Origin of the sequence: Actinomadura litoris (assembly GCF_009733595.1) — a bacterium.
GTDB classification, from domain to species: Bacteria; Actinomycetota; Actinomycetes; order Streptosporangiales; family Streptosporangiaceae; genus Spirillospora; species Spirillospora litoris.
The window spans coordinates 350,977-369,433 of sequence record NZ_WOFH01000006.1; the positions used below are offsets into that span (position 1 = coordinate 350,977).

At 69.3% G+C, this 18,457-nt stretch carries 18 protein-coding genes and 1 tRNA gene; 12 read left to right on the forward strand and 7 right to left on the reverse strand.

Going from position 1 to position 18,457, the window contains the following annotated elements; genetic code table 11:
* Nucleotides 1-98 precede the first annotated feature (98 nt).
* From GNZ18_RS19280 to GNZ18_RS19305, 6 genes are all read left to right on the forward strand, one after another.
* The gene (locus tag GNZ18_RS19280; RefSeq protein ID WP_156217882.1) at nt 99-863 is read left to right on the forward strand and encodes a GntR family transcriptional regulator; all 765 of its coding nucleotides are present in this window, start codon (nt 99-101) and stop codon (nt 861-863) included.
* Between the two features lie 130 nt (nt 864-993).
* Nucleotides 994-1,749, forward strand: coding sequence for a protein phosphatase 2C domain-containing protein (locus tag GNZ18_RS19285; protein ID WP_216651362.1), 756 nt, complete (start codon nt 994-996; stop codon nt 1,747-1,749).
* Nucleotides 1,746-2,180: an NUDIX hydrolase gene (locus GNZ18_RS19290; protein ID WP_156217884.1), complete on the forward strand. Its 435-nt coding sequence runs from the start codon at nt 1,746-1,748 to the stop codon at nt 2,178-2,180. Before GNZ18_RS19285 ends, GNZ18_RS19290 begins: the two co-directional genes overlap by 4 nt.
* Nucleotides 2,181-2,219: 39 nt before the next feature.
* Nucleotides 2,220-3,056, forward strand: a complete 837-nt coding sequence (locus GNZ18_RS19295; protein WP_156217885.1) for a phosphoribosylaminoimidazolesuccinocarboxamide synthase — start codon at nt 2,220-2,222, stop codon at nt 3,054-3,056.
* Between the two features lie 2 nt (nt 3,057-3,058).
* Nucleotides 3,059-3,286, forward strand: coding sequence for a hypothetical protein (locus GNZ18_RS19300; protein ID WP_156217886.1), 228 nt, complete (start codon nt 3,059-3,061; stop codon nt 3,284-3,286).
* A gap of 108 nt (nt 3,287-3,394) precedes the next feature.
* Nucleotides 3,395-4,144, forward strand: a complete 750-nt coding sequence (locus GNZ18_RS19305; protein ID WP_156217887.1) for a hypothetical protein — start codon at nt 3,395-3,397, stop codon at nt 4,142-4,144.
* A gap of 21 nt (nt 4,145-4,165) precedes the next feature.
* Here GNZ18_RS19305 and GNZ18_RS19310 read toward each other — a convergent pair whose 3' ends face one another.
* A complete protein-coding gene (locus GNZ18_RS19310) occupies nt 4,166-5,293 on the reverse strand; it encodes a HEPN domain-containing protein (RefSeq protein WP_156217888.1) in 1,128 nt (375 codons plus the stop codon).
* Nucleotides 5,294-7,056: 1,763 nt separating this feature from the next.
* A tRNA-Arg gene (locus GNZ18_RS19315) sits at nt 7,057-7,133 on the reverse strand.
* 116 nt (nt 7,134-7,249) lie between these two features.
* Between GNZ18_RS19315 and GNZ18_RS19320 the strand changes: the two genes are divergently transcribed.
* Genes GNZ18_RS19320 through GNZ18_RS19330 form a run of 3 tightly spaced genes read left to right on the forward strand, consistent with a single transcriptional unit; the run spans nt 7,250 to nt 10,432 of the window.
* A complete protein-coding gene (locus tag GNZ18_RS19320) occupies nt 7,250-8,038 on the forward strand; it encodes a phosphotransferase (RefSeq protein WP_312874611.1) in 789 nt (262 codons plus the stop codon).
* Nucleotides 8,013-8,933: a cobalamin biosynthesis protein gene (locus tag GNZ18_RS19325; RefSeq protein WP_156217889.1), complete on the forward strand. Its 921-nt coding sequence runs from the start codon at nt 8,013-8,015 to the stop codon at nt 8,931-8,933. The genes GNZ18_RS19320 and GNZ18_RS19325 overlap by 26 nt, the downstream gene beginning before the upstream one ends.
* A complete protein-coding gene (locus GNZ18_RS19330; RefSeq protein WP_156217890.1) occupies nt 8,930-10,432 on the forward strand; it encodes a cobyric acid synthase in 1,503 nt (500 codons plus the stop codon). Before GNZ18_RS19325 ends, GNZ18_RS19330 begins: the two co-directional genes overlap by 4 nt.
* Here GNZ18_RS19330 and GNZ18_RS19335 read toward each other — a convergent pair.
* The 4 genes from GNZ18_RS19335 to GNZ18_RS19350 are packed head-to-tail and all read right to left on the reverse strand — an operon-like array spanning nt 10,425 to nt 14,071.
* Nucleotides 10,425-11,414: a glycine betaine ABC transporter substrate-binding protein gene (locus tag GNZ18_RS19335; RefSeq protein ID WP_156217891.1), complete on the reverse strand. Its 990-nt coding sequence runs from the start codon at nt 11,412-11,414 to the stop codon at nt 10,425-10,427. The two genes, GNZ18_RS19330 and GNZ18_RS19335, sit on opposite strands and share 8 nt — an antisense overlap.
* Nucleotides 11,414-12,214: an ABC transporter permease gene (locus GNZ18_RS19340; RefSeq protein WP_312874612.1), complete on the reverse strand. Its 801-nt coding sequence runs from the start codon at nt 12,212-12,214 to the stop codon at nt 11,414-11,416. Before GNZ18_RS19340 ends, GNZ18_RS19335 begins: the two co-directional genes overlap by 1 nt.
* The gene (locus GNZ18_RS19345) at nt 12,211-13,431 is read right to left on the reverse strand and encodes an ATP-binding cassette domain-containing protein (protein ID WP_312874613.1); all 1,221 of its coding nucleotides are present in this window, start codon (nt 13,429-13,431) and stop codon (nt 12,211-12,213) included. The genes GNZ18_RS19340 and GNZ18_RS19345 overlap by 4 nt, the downstream gene beginning before the upstream one ends.
* Nucleotides 13,424-14,071: an ABC transporter permease gene (locus GNZ18_RS19350; protein WP_214616898.1), complete on the reverse strand. Its 648-nt coding sequence runs from the start codon at nt 14,069-14,071 to the stop codon at nt 13,424-13,426. The genes GNZ18_RS19345 and GNZ18_RS19350 overlap by 8 nt, the downstream gene beginning before the upstream one ends.
* A 222-nt stretch (nt 14,072-14,293) precedes the next feature.
* On the opposite strand from GNZ18_RS19350, the gene GNZ18_RS19355 reads away from it, so the two are divergent.
* From GNZ18_RS19355 to GNZ18_RS19365, 3 genes are all read left to right on the forward strand, one after another.
* Nucleotides 14,294-14,965: a DUF1444 domain-containing protein gene (locus tag GNZ18_RS19355; RefSeq protein WP_242884068.1), complete on the forward strand. Its 672-nt coding sequence runs from the start codon at nt 14,294-14,296 to the stop codon at nt 14,963-14,965.
* Between the two features lie 72 nt (nt 14,966-15,037).
* A complete protein-coding gene (locus GNZ18_RS19360; RefSeq protein ID WP_156217893.1) occupies nt 15,038-15,679 on the forward strand; it encodes a LysE family translocator in 642 nt (213 codons plus the stop codon).
* 45 nt (nt 15,680-15,724) lie between these two features.
* The gene (locus GNZ18_RS19365; protein ID WP_156217894.1) at nt 15,725-16,687 is read left to right on the forward strand and encodes an alpha/beta hydrolase; all 963 of its coding nucleotides are present in this window, start codon (nt 15,725-15,727) and stop codon (nt 16,685-16,687) included.
* A gap of 7 nt (nt 16,688-16,694) precedes the next feature.
* On the opposite strand, the gene GNZ18_RS41285 is transcribed toward GNZ18_RS19365, so the two are convergent.
* Nucleotides 16,695-18,422: a serine/threonine-protein kinase gene (locus GNZ18_RS41285; protein WP_216651363.1), complete on the reverse strand. Its 1,728-nt coding sequence runs from the start codon at nt 18,420-18,422 to the stop codon at nt 16,695-16,697.
* Nucleotides 18,423-18,457: the final 35 nt, after the last annotated feature.

An 18,457-nucleotide genomic window follows, 5' to 3' on the forward strand; every position in this document is an offset into this window, starting at 1 on the left:
GGTACCTCACTAGTGAGGTGGGGAGCATGGCGGCACCGTAACCCGCCCTCGGCATCCGGGTCAACAACCTCGCTAGTGAGGTTGCGTAGGATGGGGAGATGATCGACCCGACGGACCCTCGGTCACCTTCACGGCAGATTGCGGATGACCTGCGCAAAGAGATCCGAGACGGGGTCTTGGCCCCAGGCGCTCGGCTGCCGTCGGAACGCGAACTCGTCGAGCGTTACGGCACGTCGCCACAGACCGCGCGGCAAGCTGTATCTCACCTAAAAGGCGAGGGCTTGGTCGTTGGTATGCCAGGCCGCGGGGTGTTCGTTCGCGAACGTCCGCCAGTGCTCCGAGTCGGCTCGGATCGCTACGCGCGTTGGCGCCGCGTTCAGGGCAAGGCGCCGCTACAGGCCGAGGTCGAAGAGCTCGGACTCAAGTGGCGTCAAGAGGTCCTGGAGCTCGCCGAAGTCCCCTCGCCAGATTGGGTCGCCAGCTGGTACGAGGTCGAACCTGACACCCCCTTGTTCGTGAGGCGCCGACGGTTCTGGATCGACGGCAACCCGTCACAGCTAGCAGACAGCTACTACCTCTTGGACCTGGTGAAGGGCACGCGCATCACGGAGGAGAACACCGGGCCAGGCGGCGGCTACCGAGTCCTTGAGGAGCTCGGCTACCCGCTGACGCGTGTACGCGAGGAGGTCGCGATCAGGATGCCGACGCCCGACGAAGTTCGCGCGCTTCGGCTTGAGCCTGGGACACCAGTCGCTGAACTGCATAGGGTCTCATTCTCGGGAGACAAGCCGATTGAGGTGCTGCAAGGCATCCTCGCCGGTGATCGATACGTCTTCTGCTACGACATGCCGGTTAACGACTGACGGGGGAGCGCATGGTGCGTCACGCCTGGATGGGCGCTGAGGCGTGATGGTGCCGGTACGCGTTTGCACTGCGGAGCGCCCTGGCGATGACGGCTGCTCGGAGGATCGTGTCTTCGCGCGGCCTAACGCGGTGGTCGTCCTTGACGGCGTCAGCCCCCTACGGCCAGAAGGCCCCCGAGACGGTTGGTACCCGGATGCCCTCGGGCGGCGCATCCTCGACCTCCTGGACAGTGATCCCTCCGCAGACCTGCCCGATGTGCTCGCTACGGCTATCGATCACGTCTCAGCAAAGCACTCGCTCGTGCCCGGCGAATCACCGGCCAGCACAGTGGCGATCCTCAGGTGGGATGACCAGCACATCGACGGCCTCGTCCTCGGGGACAGTCCGATCGTCGTCTTCGGCCAAGACGGTGGCGTGGACGTCCTACGCGACGGCCGCCATGAGGCCGTCGTCGCCGAGCTGCGGCGCGCAGCTCGCCAGACCACCGAGGGCTTCGACACGCTCGACGACCTCATCCGAGCGACCCGGCCCGCGAAGCTGGCCCGCATGAACCACGATGGCGGCTACTGGATAGCAGAGGCGATGCCTGAGGCCGGCCATCACGCCATCCTCCGCCGATGGCCGATCAACAGCGTTCACGCCGTGGCAGCCATGACCGACGGCGTCAGCTGTGGTGTGGACGACTACGGCCTTCCTCCGTCGTGGCCAGCCGCCCTCACGCTCGCCCTGAACGACGGATTGCAGGCTCTCCTAGCCGTCATCCACGAGGCCGAGGCGACTGACAAGGACCGCCAACGCTGGCCACGCCCAAAGACACACGATGACAAGGCAGCCGCACTCGTAGTCTTCCCACAAGCAGACATGACCCGGAATGACGAGCAATGACCGCTCTTCCACGGCATTCAGTGGCGGTCGCCGGCGTCGTCATCGACGACCAAGACCGGGCCCTCCTCATCCGACGTCTGGAGAACGGCCGCTGGGAGCCGCCAGGCGGAGTCCTCGAACTCGGAGAGACCTTCGCCGAGGGCGTGCGCCGCGAGGTCAAAGAAGAGACCGGTCTTGGCGTGGAACCAGGAGCGCTCACCGGGGTCTATAAGAACATGGCCCATGGCATCGTGACCTTGGCCTTCCGCTGCCACGTACTCGGCGGCACGCTGATGACAAACCCTGAGGCAGACGCGTTCCGTTGGGCTACTGCAGACGAAGTCGCCTACCTGACGAACGAGGTCTTCACCTACCGCATCCTCGACGCATACCGCGACGATCTGCGGCCAGCCCTCCGAGAGCACGACGGTGTCAATCTGGCCAGGTCATAGATCAACGCAAATTCGAGATCACTAATCGAAGGGCCGACCATGGAACTCGTGCACAGCGGCAAGGTCAGAGACGTCTACGCCGACGGCGACGACCTGATTCTGGTGGCGTCGGACCGGGTCAGCGTCTACGACGTCGTGCTCCCCACGAAGATCCCCGACAAGGGGAAGATCCTCACTCAGCTATCACTGTGGTGGTTCGACCAACTCGCGGACGTGGTGCCCAACCACGTCATCTCGGCGACTGACGTTCCGGAGGAATGGGCAGGCCGGGCGGTGCGGTGCCAGCGCCTCGAAATGTTGCCGGTGGAATGGATCGCCCGCGGCTATCTGGCCGGGTTGGGCTTGAAGGAGTACGAGCGGGACGGCGCGGTCTCCGGCATCGAGCTACCGGTCGGGCTCGTCGAGGGCTCCAAGCTGCCCGAGCCCATCTTCACGCCGACCACCAAAGCGACCGAAGGCCATGACGAGTTCATGACCTACGACGACGTGGTGAACGAGATCGGAGCCGATACCGCCGAACGGCTGCGCAAGGTCACCCTGGAGGTCTATCAACGCGGTGCCGACCTGGCGGCCGAGCGCGGCGTCATCATCGCCGACACCAAACTGGAGTTCGGCCGCGCGCCCGACGGCGAGCTGGTCCTGGCGGACGAGATCCTGACGTCAGACTCGTCTCGCTTCTGGCCGGCCGACCAGTGGAAGCCTGGAGGCCCTCAGTACGCGATGGACAAGCAGTTCGTCCGCGACTGGTCGTCCACCATCACCGACTGGGACCGCACCCCACCCGGCCCCGAAATCCCCCAGGACATCGTCGAGGCCACCCGAGCCCGCTACGTCGAGGTCTACGAGCGCATCACCGGCCAGACCTGGAAGGGGTGACCATGGAACCCAGGTACGACGTCGACCGCTTCCTACGCGAGGTCAAGGAACTGCTGCGCATCGCAGATGTCGAGACCTCGAAGCCACTAGGGGCCGATCATCCGAACCCACAGGTAGCAGCCGCCCTGCTGCTGCGCTCCCTAGGCATCAGGCCTGTCGCCGACCCGGTGGCAACGCTGCAGCGCACGATGGACGATCCGTGGGTAGATCGCGACGACCGCTCAAGATAGTGCAGCTCCGCCTCACGAAGGCCCGGCCACACGGCCGGGCCTTCGTCATCGAGACCTAGTCCGGCCACGACGCTTCTTCTGCCTCTGCGACGGGGTACACCTCCCGGCGTGAACGCTCCCCGGATAGTCGTCGATCCCGATCTTCCCGAGGATGTACGCACCCTGCTTACGGAGTGGGAGAACGCCAAAGTCAAGCTCTACGACTTGCGAGATCTTCGCCCCTTGTCCGAGGGCGAGGACAAACGCCTACCACTCGTCAGCGGCAAGACCATGGCCACCGTGGCCGGCGGGGTGGCACTAGATGTGCTCCTGACCCTCACCATCGGCTGGGGGCTCGTAGGCTTCTTGCTGCTGTTCATCGTCCCGATGCTGGTAGGGGCAGGCATGGTCCTGTGGGGGCTGACGCCGCGATACTGGCGCGACCAGAAACTGACTCTTCGTCGAGCCCACGGGCGGTACGTCTTGGCTACGGACCTGGACGAGGAATCCCGCACGTTGCTGGCACGCACACACCGGGCGATCTCCACAGTGCTCCGATCCCAAGTGCATGCCGACGGAACACTGGACCACATCCGTAATGAGGTCGTGCTTCCGCGCATGGAATGGGAGATCGCCTCAGCCCTGCGTGGGGTCTCGGAGTTGAGGCGCCGCCACCCAGAACTCCGCCAGTCCTCGGCCAACGACGCCGGTCGCACTCTCGCGGCGACATTGACTGCTCTCAGGCAGCGGATTGCAGCATTGGAGGAGTATGCAGAACAAACAAAGAAGGCCGACGCTGCCGCTCTACTCCCAGGCGACCATGCTGCAGCCGACCTCGACGCCCTCACAGCCCAGGCCCGAGCGGCCACAGCCAACTAACACCGATCGCCCAGAAGCCTGTTAGGCGTCCATTCGGTTGCTTTGGATATGTTGCTGGCTTTTCCGTGCACGATCCGCGACGTCAGCGAGAGCAGATCTGTAATGCTTCCTCTCAAGTTTCTCGCCTAGTAGGACGCGGTCGAAAGTTTGTGGCGAGACAAGCTCATTTCCTGTACGAATGCACGCTTCGATGAGATCGCTCAGCAATTGCCAGGATTCGGACGCGGTGATTACCAGCTCTTTTTGGGGCATATGTGCGCCGTGTACAGCTTTGGAGCGCCTCGTGTACAGGCGCTTGAATTGCTTTTGGAAATTTGCACGCTCATCGAGAACATCGGAGTAGAGTACGGCAGCATACATGGACAAGCGATAGCTTAGCTCTTGTTGAACATCAAACAAAGCTTCGATGCCTGCCCAGGTTCTCGCGATGGAGGTGCGAACATCGGTTAGAAATGGAGCTTCGCCGGCAGAGTTGAATGCAAGGTGAAAAGACGGGAGGCTATTTAGTGCGAGGATCCGGGTCCCGGCAAGAAGGAGCCACTCGAGATCTTCGCATGTTACGTTTGACTTATCGTCCTCCCATTTGGGTCGCCCGACAGGCTCCAGCAAGTGCATTTCGAGTGTCCCTGGCGCGCATGCCATCTGATTCCAGGATATATTGGAGATCCCTACGGCGCGAAATTGGTTCCCAGTTCTTATTCGCAAGGCATAAATTGCCACCTGTGCAAATTTGAGTGCGTCTTGCCTGGTGTTGGCCATTGCTTGGGGAATGAATAGTTCATGTTTCACGACATGAACGTGATGCCCATACAAAGCAAAATAGCCCCTTAGCTCTGGAGTTAGCGCCTTAGTTAGATGCGCGATATTTGGGGCATTGTCTACAATGGAGATATTAAAAGCAGACTCGGTGAATACCTCTGACCCAAGAGAGTGGATCTGAAGGGTGTTGGCATCCTTGGCAAGTTCGTTCAATTCGCGTGAGCGGAAATTTTCTAGGCCAATAAAATGGCCGCTTCGAGCGTCTATCTCGGCGTACTCTTTGGCTTGATTGATCCCATGATGGACCTCTTCTGACAATTTACGAAGACGGGTCGCCGCAGTACGCAACTCGTCGACAGGAGACTGATCTGAAGTCGTTGGATCTTCCATCTGCTGCCCTTTCTGTCGCAGGTAGCATCTTCAGGGTATAGGCATCGGGAGACAAAAGCTGCGGGTTTTCGTGAGCTGCTACCGACCTGATGAGCTGGCATCGAAGTTGCTGGAGAGGGCCACAGCTGACGGGCGGATTCTCGGAGCGAGGTCATGCTGGGTGGGCTTGTGCCTGATGAGCTGTGATGAGGGCCTCGCGCTCGGCGGGGTCTCGGACCCGAAGGAGACTGCGGGCCAGCGCAGCGTGGTGCCGTCCGTCGATCCGTTTGCTCGCGGCCGCCGAGGTTGCGACGGAATGCTGGGATAGCCGCCAGGCTTCTTCGTCAACCCGGCTGGTCGGCAGCGTAGGCGACGGCGGAGGGCCCGCCGGAACACTGGCGACTCTGGCCTGTTCGGGGGCCCGTAGGGTGCATCCCTTGCACGGGGCGTTCAGGTCTAGTTGGTGGCCGTCTTCGCAGCGAACGTCTGGGCAGTGGCGGCCTTGCCGGATGAGGCGGGTTGCGAGTGCTACGGGGTCGCGGATGGGGTCGGCGTTGGTGATGCGGTAGCGCCAGTGGTCCCAGTTGCGGATGATGCGGTCGGCCAGTTCGGCTGGAGTGCGGTGCTGCAGCTCGGCGGCGATGGCCTTCAGGACGCGTTGGGAGCCGTGCTCGGGGATCTGGTGGGTTAGGTCGGGCGGCAGGGCCCGGTAGAGGTCGATGGCGGCTCGGGGCATGCGCGTCGGTGGTCGGCGGCTTGGGCGGCTTTGACGGTGGTGGGTGGGCTTCCCGGCTTTGCCGGCTGGTTGTGTTCGCGGGCGCTGGTTGCTGTAGGCGCCTGCGGCGGGAAGCGGCGGTGGCTCCTCAGGGGGTGAATAGGTGGGGGGTGTCTCCTGTGGAGTGCCGGTTGTTGCGAGGGGTGTGTGCCGGGTTTTGCGCGGGGTGAGTGCCGCTGTGTGGGAGGGGTCCCGGTGGGGTGTGGTGTGGCAGCGGCCGTGGTGGGCGTGGTGCTCGGCGGTCTGGGTGGCGTCTTCTTCGTCCAGGACGGCGCGGAGGGAGAGCCAGCCTCCTGGGCGTGTGGTTGCCTCGATGAGGCCGGCTATCTCCAGTTCGGCCAGGCGGCGTCTGGCGGTTGGTTGTGAGGTGTTCAGGGCGGCTGCTAGGCGAGCTGTGGTGGTGTCGAAGGGGGTTGGTTTGCCGTTGCGGTGGGCTCGGTCGACGGCAGCGGTGTAGAGGCGCCAGGCTTCGGGGGAGATGGTGCCGGTGGGGCGGTGGCGTCCGGCCCAGATCATGTCGAGGGTCCAGGTGGGGACGGGGGCGTAGCGTTCGCCGGTTTCGCGGGGGTGGCGCAGGGCAGCGTGCAGGACGCTGCGTTTGGCGCCTCGGGGGGTGGAGCGGGAGAGGTAGGGGCCGTCCTGGGTGGGGGCCAGGAGTTGGCGGCGGGCGTTGTCTAGGGCGGTGGTGGAGGTGTTGGCGCGGTCGGCTAGGAAGCTGCGGCGGGCTATGGCGGGGGCGCGGGTGCCGTTTAGGGCGTGGGGCATGAGGGTCTCGTACATTGCCCACGTCCAGACGGCCAGGGCGCTGTGGGTGGGGGAGTAGATCAGGGAGCGCGGGATCTGGACGTGGCCGCGGGGTGCCGCGGTCATCGGGGGTGCCTTTGATCATTCCGCGGGTATTCCGTGGGCGGTGGCGTTCGGTGGCGGGTGCTGGCCTGCCGTGGCACACGGTGAGGGGCTGTTTGCGGGGTGTTTGGGCAGGTGGGGGTGGTGATCGGGGTGGTGGGGGTGGCGCGCCCGGCAGGATTCGAACCCGCGACCGTCGGTTTAGAAGACCGATGCTCTATCCAGCTGAGCTACGGGCGCTCGGCGGCCCGGGAGGGCGCCGGGTGACAGTGTAAGGGGGGTGGTCGCTGGGCTCCACCTCTAAAACGGTCGTTACGGGCGGAGGTGGTGGCCGGGGGGTCATATCTTGGGGTGCTGTGGCGGTGGACAGGGAGATGCCGCTCTCCGGCGGGGACGTGACGGAGGGCGTGGTGCGGGTCGGGGACACGGTGCGGAGGCCCCTGCGGGCGCACAGTCCGGCGGTGCACGGGCTGCTCCGGCATCTGGAGTCGGTCGGGTTCGAGGCGCCGAGGGTGCTCGGGGTGGACGAGGGGGGGCGGGAGATCCTCAGCTGGGTGCCCGGGGAGGCGGCGCTGCGGCCGTTGGCGCCGCATGTGGTGACGGAAGGCGCGCTGGAGGGGGTGGCGCGGCTGCTGCGGGGGTACCACGAGGCGGTCGCGGGCTATGTCGCGCCGGACGGGGCGCCGTGGGAGTCGGAGGCGTCCAACCTGGACGGGGCGCCGGAGATCATCGGGCACTGCGACGTGACGCCGGAGAACGTGGTCTTCCGGGACGGGGTGCCGGTCGCTTTGATCGACTTCGATCTGGCGCGGCCCACGACGCGGCTGTACGACGTGGTGACGGCGCTGCGGCACTGGGCGCCGATCGCGGACCCGGCGGATCGGGACGCGCTGCTCTACCGGGCGGACGTGGGTCGGCGGCTCCGGGTGTTCTGCGACGCATACGGCTTGGACCGGGAGGAGCGGAGGCAGGTGCTACCGGCGGCCCGGGTGAGGTTCGAGCGGTCGTATCTGGCGATGGAGTCGAAGGCCCGGCGCGGCGGCGGGTGGGCACGGATCTGGCAGGGTGGGGCGGGGCCGCGGATCAGGCGGGCCCAGGATTGGCTGGAGCGGCACTGGGATGAACTTGACGCGCGTCTCTCCTGAGGGATTGCTTCTCGGGGCGGGATTGGACCATTTGCTGGGCGATCCGAGGCGGGGGCATCCGGTGGCCGGATTCGGCCGCGCCGCCTCGTGGGTGGAACGGCGGGTCTATAAGGACTCGCGTGCGCGGGGCGTTGTCTTTGTTGGGATTGTGGTCGGTGGGGCCCTTGGTGTCGGGGTGGTTTTGGATCGGGTGGGGAAGGGCGCGGTTTCGCGTGCGGTTGTGACCGGTGTTGTCACCTGGTCCGTGGTCGGTGGGACGTCGTTGGGGCGCGAGGGGCTTTTCATGGCCTCGGCCTTGGAGCGCGGGGATCTGGAGGCCGCTCGGGGGCGGTTGTCCCATTTGTGCGCTCGGGATCCCAAGGGGCTGGAGAGCGCGGAGTTGGCGCGGGCGACCGTCGAGTCGGTGGCGGAGAACACCTCTGACGCCGCTGTCGCGCCGTTGTTCTGGGGGGCCGTCGCGGGGGTTCCCGGGCTCGTCGTCTATCGGGCCGTCAATACGCTCGACGCGATGGTGGGATATCGGAACGCGCGTTATGAACGGTTCGGGTGGGCGGCGGCGAAGCTCGACGATGTGGCCAACTGGATTCCGGCGAGGGTGACGGGGTTGCTGACGGTGGCGTGTTCGGGGAGCGCGGACGCCTGGCGGGTTCTGCGGAGGGACGGGGCGAACCATCCGAGTCCGAATGCGGGGCGGTGCGAGGCCGCGTTCGCCGGGGCGCTCGGGGTGCGGTTGGGCGGCGCCAACTCGTACGGGGGAGAGGTCGAGCGCCGGCCCGAGATGGGGGACGGGCGGGCCCCCGAGGTGCGGGACGTGCGGCGCGCCGTGCGGTTGTCGAAAAGGGTCGGGCTCGCCGCCGCGGGAACGGCGGCCCTGGTTGCGTGGAGGTTGCGATGAGCGGGGCCCTGCTGGTGGCGGGGACGACGTCCGACGCGGGAAAGAGCGTGGTCACGGCGGGGATCTGCCGGTGGCTGGCGCGGCGGGGGGTGCGGGTCGCGCCGTTCAAGGCGCAGAACATGTCGCTGAACTCGATGGTGACGGTGGACGGCGCGGAGATCGGGCGCGCGCAATACATGCAGGCGCAGGCGGCGGGGGTCGAGGCGCGGGCCGTGATGAATCCCGTGCTGCTCAAGCCGGGGAGCGACCGGCGTAGTCAGGTCGTGGTCCTGGGGCGGCCCGTCGCGGAGGTGGACGCGCTGGGTTACGGCGCTCACAAGGAACGGCTCCGGGGGGTCGTTCAGGAGAGCCTCGCCGAACTGCGGGACGAGTTCGACGTGGTCGTCTGCGAGGGCGCGGGGAGCCCGGCGGAGATCAACCTGCGGGCCGGCGACATCGTCAACATGGGGCTCGCGCGGGCCGCCGACATTCCCGTCGTGGTGGTGGCGGACATCGACCGGGGTGGTGTCTTCGCCTCCCTTTTCGGGACGGTCGCCCTCTTGGAGGAGAAGGACCAGGCGCTCGTGGCGGGTTTCGTCATCAACAAGTTCCGGGGCGCGCGGGAGTTGCTGGAGCCTGGCCTGGAGCAGTTGCGGGCGTTGACGGGACGGCCGACGCTCGGTGTTCTGCCTTGGCGGTTGGGGTTGTACCTGGATACGGAGGACACGCTTTCGCTGGACGCGCCGCGCCCGCAGGCGAGGGGCCCCCACGGGCGGGAGACGCTGCGGATCGCGGTGGTGCGGTTCCCGAGGATCTCCAATTTCACCGATCTGGACGCGCTCGCGTGCGAGCCCGGAGTGGTGGTGCGCTATGCCGCCTCCGCCGGGGACCTGGCGGAGGCGGACCTGGTGATCCTGCCGGGGAGCCGCGCGACCGTGAGCGATCTGGCGTGGCTGCGGGAAAGGGGAATGGCCGACGAGGTGCTGCGCCGCGTGAACGAGGGACGGCCCGTCCTCGGAATCTGCGGCGGTTACCAGATGCTCGCGCAGGAGATCGAGGACTCCGTGGAATCCGGTGCCGGACGGGTCGAGGGCCTGGGGGTTCTTCCGGCTCGGGTCGTCTTCGGGAAGGAGAAGACGCTCGGACGGCCGGAAGGGCGCGCCTACGGCGAGGACGTCCTGGCCTATGAGATCCACCACGGGATCGCGGAAAGGGAGGGCGGGGAACCCTTCCTCGACGGGTGCCGGCAGGGCGCCGTGTGGGGGACGACCTGGCACGGGGCATGGGAGAACGACGGTTTCCGCCGCGCCTTCCTGAGGGAGGTCGCCGAGGTCGCGGGGCGTGATTTCACCCCCGCGCCCGACGTGTCGTTCGCGGCGCTGCGGGAGGCCACCCTGGACGTCCTCGGCGATCTCGTCGAGGAGCACCTCGACACCGGGGCCTTGTGGCGGCTCATCGAGGGCGGGGCGCCGCAGGGGCTGCCCGTGGTCCCTCCGGCCGGGCCGCCGTCCGCTACCTGACCAGGCCCTGGGCGCGCATCCAGTCGCGGGCGACGAACGCCGGGTCCTCGCCGTCCATGTCGACCTTGCTGTTCAGGTCGCGCATCGTGGCGGTGGTGAGCCTGGGGCTGATGCCGGCGAACAGGGCGGTCAGTTCGGGGTGCTCCCGCAGTACCTGCTCCCGGACCATGATCGCCGGGTTGTAGTTCGGGAAGAAGTGCCGCGAGTCCGACAGGACGGTCAGGCCGTTCGCCTCGATCCGGGCGTCGGTGGAGGTGACCTCGCCGAGCACACACCGGTTCTCGGTGACGCCCTGGTAGATGACGCCCTCGGTCATCACCCGGAAGTTCTTCGCGGGCACTCCCGAGCCGTAGGGAATTCCATACGCCTTCAGCATTCCGCGTATCCCGTCATTGCGGGCGAGGAATTCGGGCGCGATGCAGAACGTCCGCTGTCCGACGGGCAGTTTGGCGATGTCGCCGAGGTCGCGCAGCCCATATTTCCGCTGCGTCTGCACTTTGACGGCCAGCGCGTAGGTGTTGTTGTAGGGCGCGGGCGGCGCGAGCCAGGCGATCCGGTTCTCGCGCAGGTCGAGGTCGCGGACGGCGTCGAACTGCGCGCGCGGGTCGGTCAGCGGGTCCTCGCGGCCGAGGTAGGTGATCCAGGCGGTGCCGGTGTACTCCCAGCCGAGGTCGTTGTCGCCGCTGGTGATGGACTTGCGGAAGGTGACGCTGCCCTGCGCGCCGGTGTGGTCGACGACGTCGGCCCCGGCGGCCTTCAGCGCCAGCACCGCGATCTTGCCGAGGATGAGCTGCTCGGTGAACTCCTTGGAGGAGACGCGGACGCGGGCGTCCCGCAGGCCCGGGATCGGCCGGATCGAGCCCGGCTCGACGGCGGGGATGAACGCCGAGGCGGGCTTCAGGCCGCACGCGCCGAGGGCGAGCAGCACCGGGCACAGCAGCGCCGCGAGCGCCCGGCGCCCCGTCCGACCGCCGCGTGCCATCACAGCCCCTTCGGCGCGAGGAGGCGGGTCGCCACGCCGCCCAGCCAGTCGATCAGCAGGGCGAGCAGGCCGATGAGGACGCAGCCGGTCAGCAGCACCGGCGTCCGCTGGGTGGTGACGCCGGTGGTGATCATGTCGCCGAGGCCGCCGCCGCTGATGAAGGAGGCGATGCTGGCCGTGCCGACCATCAGCACGAGCGTGGTGCGGATCCCGGCGAGGATGACCGGGGCGGCGAGCGGCAGTTCGACGCGTCCGAGGACCCGGGCGGGCGACATCCCGATGCCCCGGCCCGCGTCGGTCAGGTCCGGGTCGACCTGCTGGAGGCCGACCATGGTGTTGCGGAGCGCGGGCAGTACCCCGTAGGCGACGAGCGCGACGATCGTCGTCCAGAACCCGATGCCGAGCAGGACGGCGAGCAGCACCACGACGCCGATCGCGGGCGCGGACTGCCCGATGTTGGCGACGGCGAGCACGAACGGCGTCGCCGGGCGCGCCCACGCGCGGCTCAGCACGATCCCGAGCGGGACGGCGATCAGCAGCACGATCAGCGTGGACACCAGCGTCAGCTCGATGTGCTCCCAGGTCTTCTGCCACACGTAGCGGGGCTTGAGGCTGCGCTCCTCGATGCTGTCGAGGTCGGAGGTCTCCACGTACAGCATCCACGCGGCGCCGACGACGAGGATCACGACCGGTTCGAGGAGCATCCGCCATGACCGGCCGGTCGGCGCGTGCAGGGCGGCGGCCGGCTCCGCCGCGTCCGTGCGCGAGGCGGCCCGGATCTCCGGGGACGGCGCGCTCACGCGTCCGCCGTTCCCCGGCGCCGGACGCGGCCGCGGTCCTTCATCTCCCTGAGCGCGTTCTGCAGGGTGCCGAGCGTGACGGTGCCCTGGTAGACGTCGCGCGGGCCGACGACCGGGACCCAGTCGTGCTCGATCTGGATCAGCCGTTCGAGGGCCTGCTGGAGCGTGGAGCGGGCGCGGATCGGGGTGGCCGTCGCCATGCCGCGGGTGCCGATCGGGCCGGTGACGCCGTCGAGGTCCTCCGGGTGGATCCAGCGGACGGGGCGCCGCCGCTCGTCCAGGACGATCCCGAAGCCGGTCTTCCCGGCCCGGATCCGCGCCAGGACGTCGGCCGCGTCGTCCCGCGGCGCGGCCTCGGGGACCGATTGCAGCGGCACGTCCGCGACCCGGCTGACCTGGAGCAGGCGCATCATCTGCCCGCCGCTGACGAACTGCTCCACGTACGCGTCGGCGGGATCGAGCAGGATCTCCTTCGGCGTCGCGTACTGCGCGATGCGCGAGCCCTCGTCGAGGATCGCGATCCGGTCGCCGAGCTTGAGCGCCTCGTCGATGTCGTGGGTGACGAAGACGATCGTCTTGCCCAGCTCCTCCTGGAGCCGGAGGAGGGAGTCCTGGAGGTGCTCGCGGGTGATCGGGTCGAGCGCGCCGAACGGCTCGTCCATCAGCATGGCGGGCGGGTCGGCGGCGAGCGCGCGGGCCACGCCGACGCGCTGCTGCTGGCCGCCCGACAGCTCCCTCGGGTAGCGGCCGCGGAACGTCGCCGGGTCCATGTCGACGAGTTCGAGCAGCTCGTCGACGCGGGCGGCGATGCGGTCGCGGTCCCACTTCAGCATCTGCGGGACGAGCCCGACGTTCGTCGCGACCGTCATGTGCGGAAATAATCCGGCGTTCTGGATGACGTAGCCGATGTGGCGGCGCAGTTCGGTGGGGTTCAGGCCGAGCGTGTCCCGCCCGGCCACGATGATCTTGCCGGAGGTCGGCTCGATCAGCCGGTTGATCAGCCGCATCATCGTGGTCTTGCCGCTGCCGGACGGGCCGAGCAGCACGACGATCTCGCCGCCGGGGATCGTCATCGTGACGTCGTCCACGGCGGGCGTCCGCTGGCCGGGGTAGCGCTTGGTGACGTTGATCAGCTCGATGCCGCGGGAGTCGTCGGCGGCGGGCGGGCCGGCCGCGGTGGCGCCGCCGGGCGGAGGGTCGGAGCGGGCCTCAGACACGGATGCCTCTCGGGGTGGTCAGGCGGCCGATCAGCACGAAGCAGCCGTCGAACAGCAGGGCGAGCAGGACGATGCCGAGGGTCCCGGCGAGCGTCATGTTGATCGCGTTGGCGCCGCCGAGCCGGGCGAGCCCGGAGAAGATCTGCTCGCCGAGCCCGGGGCCGTTGACGTAGGCGGCGATGGCGCCGATGCCCATGGCGAGCTGGGTGCTGACCCGCGCGCCGGTCAGGATCACCGGCCAGGCGAGCGGCAGCTCGATCCGCAGCAGGATCGCGGCGCGGGTCATGCCGATGCCGCGCGCCGCGTCCACCAGCGTGCGGTCGACCCCGGCCAGCCCGACGACCGTGTTCCGGACGATCGGCAGCAGCGAGTACAGCGTCAGCGCGACGACGCTCGGCGCCACCCCGAGCCCGAGCGGGGTGATGAGCAGGCCGAGCAGCGCGAGGGAGGGGACGGTGAAGAACACGCCGGCCGCGCTGGTCGCGAACGCCGACAGCCGCGCGCTGCGGTAGACGGCGACGCCGATCAGGACCCCGAGCACCAGGGCGACCAGGACGGTCTGGAACACCATGCTGGCGTGCTGCCAGGTCTCGAAGACGAGACGCTCACGCCTGCTGCCCAGATACTCCCAGAAACTCACGGTTCCCTCCGGGGAGATCATTACCCCCTCCCCACCACGGAACACACATGTACGGGTCACGGATTCGGCGTCCGGACCCGCCGCGGCGGTAGTGTGATCCACTCTGGAAGGCGCACGGGGGCCCGTGCCGGCGGCCGTGTCGGACGCCGCGCGCGAGCCCCGTGGAACATCGTGCGCGAGCCGTGTGGAACATCGTGCGGAAGCCATCAGGAGGAACGCCCCGTGACCGAGCCGCGGTCCAGTCTCATCGTCCCGCTGATGAAGGCCCGGGTGCCCGCCGAGGTCCAACTTGAGTTCCCGCTGCCGCCGGAGGAGGAGCCGGTCCGCGACCCGTTCGCCGGTGACCTCTATGTCACCTACGCGCTGGAGGTCGCGGACGAGGCCGCCCCGCTCGGCCGCCGCTACGAGCATGTCGCGCGGCGGCACTGCGCGGAGCTGGGCGTGGTGGCGGGCGAGCTGCGCCGCCTCGCGACGATCAACCTGCGGAACCGGCGTCCCGACCTGAGCCTGAGCTGGTACCCCGACGTCCGCGCGGTGACCGTGACGCTCGGCGACGGCGGCCCCGCCGCGGCGCCCGCGGGCCCGCAGGGCGGGCGGCGGGCGCGGCAGGGCGGCCTGGAGGCGGCCCTCCTGCTGGACGAGGGTTTCCTGGAGAAGCTCGCGCAGGACGTGGAGGGCGACCTCGTCGTCGCGGCGCCCGCGCGGGACGTGTTCGTCGCGTCCGGTACCGGACACCCCGACGGCGTCGACAAGCTCCGCTGGGCCGTCGCGCAGGTGTGGGCGCAGGACCGCGGCGACGGCGCCGACCCCGCGTGGGACGTCCCCGCGGGGAGCCTGCTCACGCACGAGTTGATGGTGCGGCGCGGCGCGACCTGGGAGACGCTGGCCGGCTGACACGGCCCGGACGCCCGACCGTGCGGAAAAATCGGTAGGTAACCGGCGCGACCCCCGCATAGCGTGCGGGCCATGGTGTCGACGCAACAACTCCTGGGCTTCGCCGCGATGGCGCTGGCCATCATCGTGATACCCGGCCCCACGGTGCTGTTCGTGGTGGGACGCGCGCTCGCGCACGGCCGCGCCACCGCGCTGACCAGCGTGGTCGGCAACGAGCTGGGCGTCGTCGTGCTGACGGCGGCGGTCGCGTTCGGGGTCGGCTCGATCGTCGAGCGCTCCGTCGTCGTGTTCACCGCGCTGAAGCTCGCGGGCGCGGCCTACATCGTCTACCTCGGGGCGCAGGCGTTCCGGCACCGGCACGCCCTGCACGAGGCGATGGGGCGGCCCGCCGAGGCCGACCCGGGACGCGCCAGGGAGCTGTGGCAGGGCTTCGTGGTCGGCGTGACCAACCCCAAGACCACGGTGTTCTTCGCCGCCGTGCTGCCCCAGTTCGTCGACCGCGACCTCGGGCACGTGCCGTTGCAGATGATGGTGTTCGGGCTGGTCTTCGCCGTGATCGCGCTGCTGTGCGACAGCGTCTGGGGCCTCGCGGCGGGCACGGCGCGGGCGTGGTTCGCCCGCTCGCCCCGCCGGCTCGCGGCGGTCGGCGGCACCGGCGGGCTCATGATGATCGGGCTCGGCTTCGCGATCGCCACGACCGGCCGCAAGGACTGAGCCCTCTACGCTGGGGTCCCGGACGGAGGAGGGGCCACCAACGTGATGCCAGACGCGACGCCGGACGTGCTCGGCGACGGCTACGAGGCGATCGAGCTGCCGATGGGCCGCGACGAGGAGGGCGAGGTCGTCGCGACGCTCGTCCGGCGGCGCGGCGCCGGGGCGTCCCGGGACCGCGCGGTGCTCTACCTGCACGGGTTCGTCGACTACTTCTTCCAGCGGCACCTCGCCGACTTCTACGTCGAGCTCGGCTTCGACTTCTACGCGCTCGACCTGCGCAAATACGGGCGGTCGCTGCGCCCGCACCAGACCCCGAACCTCATCGGCAGCCTGTCGGAGTACTTCCCGGAGATCGACGAGGCCGTCCGGATCGTCCGGGACGTGGACGGGCACGGCACGCTGCTGCTCAACGGCCACTCGACCGGCGGCCTGATCGCCGCGCTGTGGGCCGACCGCGTGCGCGGCCGGGGGCGCGTGGACGGCCTGTTCCTCAACAGCCCGTTCCTGGACCTCCCCGAGCCGCTCGTCACGCGCAAGCTCGGCGCGGGCCTGGCGCGGGTGCTGCGCTCCCGGTTCCCGAAGGCGCCGCTGCCCGCCAAGGTGTCCGACCTGTATCCGCGCAGCCTCCACCGCGACCACGACGGCGAATGGGAGTTCGACCTGGAGTGGAAGCCGCTGCTCGGGTTCCCGGTGCGGGCGGCGTGGCTCGCGGCGGTCCGGCGCGGGCAGCTCCGCCTGCACCGGGGCCTCGACATCGACGTGCCGGTGCTGGTGATGGCCTCGGCGCGCAGCGTCCGCCCGACGCGCCGGGCGCCGGACGTGACGGGCGCCGACGCCGTCCTGGACGTCGAGCACATGGCCCGCTGGGCGCCCCGGCTCGGCCGGACCGTCACGCTCGTAAGGATCGACGGGGGCCTGCACGACCTGGTGCTGTCCGCCGAGCCCGTGCGGGGGCGGGTGCTTGAGGAGCTGGCCCGCTGGACCGGCGGCTACCTCCCCGCGCCCTGACCGCGTCCTAGCGCAGGATCTTCGACATGTCGAAGTCGTCGAAGTCGGCGACGATCTGCTGCGCCGGGTTGCCGCCCCGCTCGACCCCGAGCCCGACCCAGCCCGCGCCGAGCGGCCGGTCGGCGTCGGTCGCGTCGATGACCCGCGCGCCGTTCACCCAGAGCCGCAGCCGCACCCGCTTGCCGCCGTCCCGGCTCTCGCAGGCGATCTGGACCCGGTTCGGCCCCGTGCGCTCGAACCCCGGGACGGAGTCGGGGGCCGCCAGCTCCTTGCTCCCCTGGTTGCCGTTGGCCTTGCGGAGCTGCGCGCCCTTGCCGTCGTTGCGGACGAGGAAGGCGTAACCGCGCTCGCCGTTGTCGTTCGCGCGGCACACCATCCCGAACCGGCTCTCGGGCGCCCCCTGCCGGACGCCGACCGTCACGGTGGCGAACACCGGGTCGGGGTTGTCCTCCGCCTTCTCCAGCGGCACCCACTGCTCGCGGGCGTCGCTGCCGGCGTCGGTCTCCATCCGGTACTTGCCGTCCTTGTAGCCGTTCTGGCTGGTGAAGTTGCCGCCGCTCCAGCCGGAGTCGGTGCGGGAGAAGTCGTCGCCGAAGACGGTGGCGACCTTGCCGGGCGGGCCGTCCGAGCCGCGCATGGTGAACCCGACCGCCGCGAGGGCGGCCACCGCGACGACGACCGCGGCACCGATGATCAGCGGGACGCGCGGGGGCCTCCGCCCCCGCGGCCCCCCGGTCTCGGGGGGCGGGGGAGTGTCGCCGCGCGTCGCGTCGGGGCCGAGCAGCGCGGTCGCGGTGGCCCGCGCGGGCGCACCCTGTGCCGCGACCGCCGGCGAGGCGCCCTCCCGGTCCGCGGCGCCGTGCCAGCCCGCCTGGACGGTCTCGGCCAGCTCGGCCGGGTCGGCCCGCCGGTGGCCGACGAGCCGTTCGAGGAGGTCCTGCACGCTCGGACGGCGGCGCGGGTCCTTGTCGAGCGCGGCGGCGACGACGTCGCGCAGGGCCGGGTCGAGGCCGTCCAGCGTCGGCTCGCCGTGCGCGACGCGGTAGAAGATCTCCGGGACGGTCGCGCCGGCGAACGGCGCGCTGCCCGTCCCGGCGTAGGCGACCACGCAGCCCCAGGAGAACACGTCGGAGGCGGGCGTCACCGGCTCGCCGCGCAGCAGCTCCGGCGGCAGGTAGCTCGGGGTGCCGACGAACTGGCCGGTGCGGGTCGGGCCGTCGGCCGCGTCCAGCGCGCGGGCGATGCCGAAGTCGATGACGCGCGGGCCGGTGGCCGACAGCAGCACGTTCGCGGGCTTGAGGTCGCGGTGCACGATCCCGGCGCCGTGGACGGCGGCGAGCGCGGTCGCGACACCGACCGCGAGGCCCTCCAGGTCGGAGCCGGGCAGCGGGCCGCGCTCGGCGACCGCGCGCTCCAGGCTCGGGCCCTCGATGTACTCGGTGACGACGTAGAGCGGGTCGCGGTCGAGCTCGGCGTCCAGCACCGGCGCCGTGCAGAACCGCCGGACCCGCCCGGCGGCGGTCACCTCGCGCCGGAACCGCTCCCGGAACGCGCCCTCCCCGGCCAGCTCCCGGTTGATCACCTTGACGGCGACGCGGCGTCCCGTCCGGTCCTCGCCCAGGTAGACCGTGCCCATGCCGCCGCGTCCGAGCCGCCCGAGCAGCCGGTAGGGGCCGAGCTCCCCGGGGTCCTCGGGGCTCAGCGCCTCGCCGTTGTCTCCTGCGCGCGTGGTCATGGTGATCCTGGGAAATCGGGGGGTTCTCTCCGATG

What these genes read in the sequence shown, in the direction of transcription:
- GNZ18_RS19280 (WP_156217882.1), top strand. Translation starts at nt 99, where the DNA reads ATGATCGACCCGACGGACCCTCGGTCACCTTCACGGCAGATTGCGGAT.
- GNZ18_RS19290 (WP_156217884.1), top strand. Translation starts at nt 1,746, where the DNA reads ATGACCGCTCTTCCACGGCATTCAGTGGCGGTCGCCGGCGTCGTCATC.
- GNZ18_RS19295 (WP_156217885.1), top strand. Translation starts at nt 2,220, where the DNA reads ATGGAACTCGTGCACAGCGGCAAGGTCAGAGACGTCTACGCCGACGGC.
- GNZ18_RS19300 (WP_156217886.1), top strand. Translation starts at nt 3,059, where the DNA reads ATGGAACCCAGGTACGACGTCGACCGCTTCCTACGCGAGGTCAAGGAA.
- GNZ18_RS19310 (WP_156217888.1), bottom strand. Translation starts at nt 5,293, where the DNA reads ATGGAAGATCCAACGACTTCAGATCAGTCTCCTGTCGACGAGTTGCGT.
- GNZ18_RS19325 (WP_156217889.1), top strand. Translation starts at nt 8,013, where the DNA reads ATGAACTTGACGCGCGTCTCTCCTGAGGGATTGCTTCTCGGGGCGGGA.
- GNZ18_RS19330 (WP_156217890.1), top strand. Translation starts at nt 8,930, where the DNA reads ATGAGCGGGGCCCTGCTGGTGGCGGGGACGACGTCCGACGCGGGAAAG.
- GNZ18_RS19335 (WP_156217891.1), bottom strand. Translation starts at nt 11,414, where the DNA reads ATGGCACGCGGCGGTCGGACGGGGCGCCGGGCGCTCGCGGCGCTGCTG.
- GNZ18_RS19360 (WP_156217893.1), top strand. Translation starts at nt 15,038, where the DNA reads ATGGTGTCGACGCAACAACTCCTGGGCTTCGCCGCGATGGCGCTGGCC.
- GNZ18_RS19365 (WP_156217894.1), top strand. Translation starts at nt 15,725, where the DNA reads ATGCCAGACGCGACGCCGGACGTGCTCGGCGACGGCTACGAGGCGATC.
- GNZ18_RS41285 (WP_216651363.1), bottom strand. Translation starts at nt 18,422, where the DNA reads ATGACCACGCGCGCAGGAGACAACGGCGAGGCGCTGAGCCCCGAGGAC.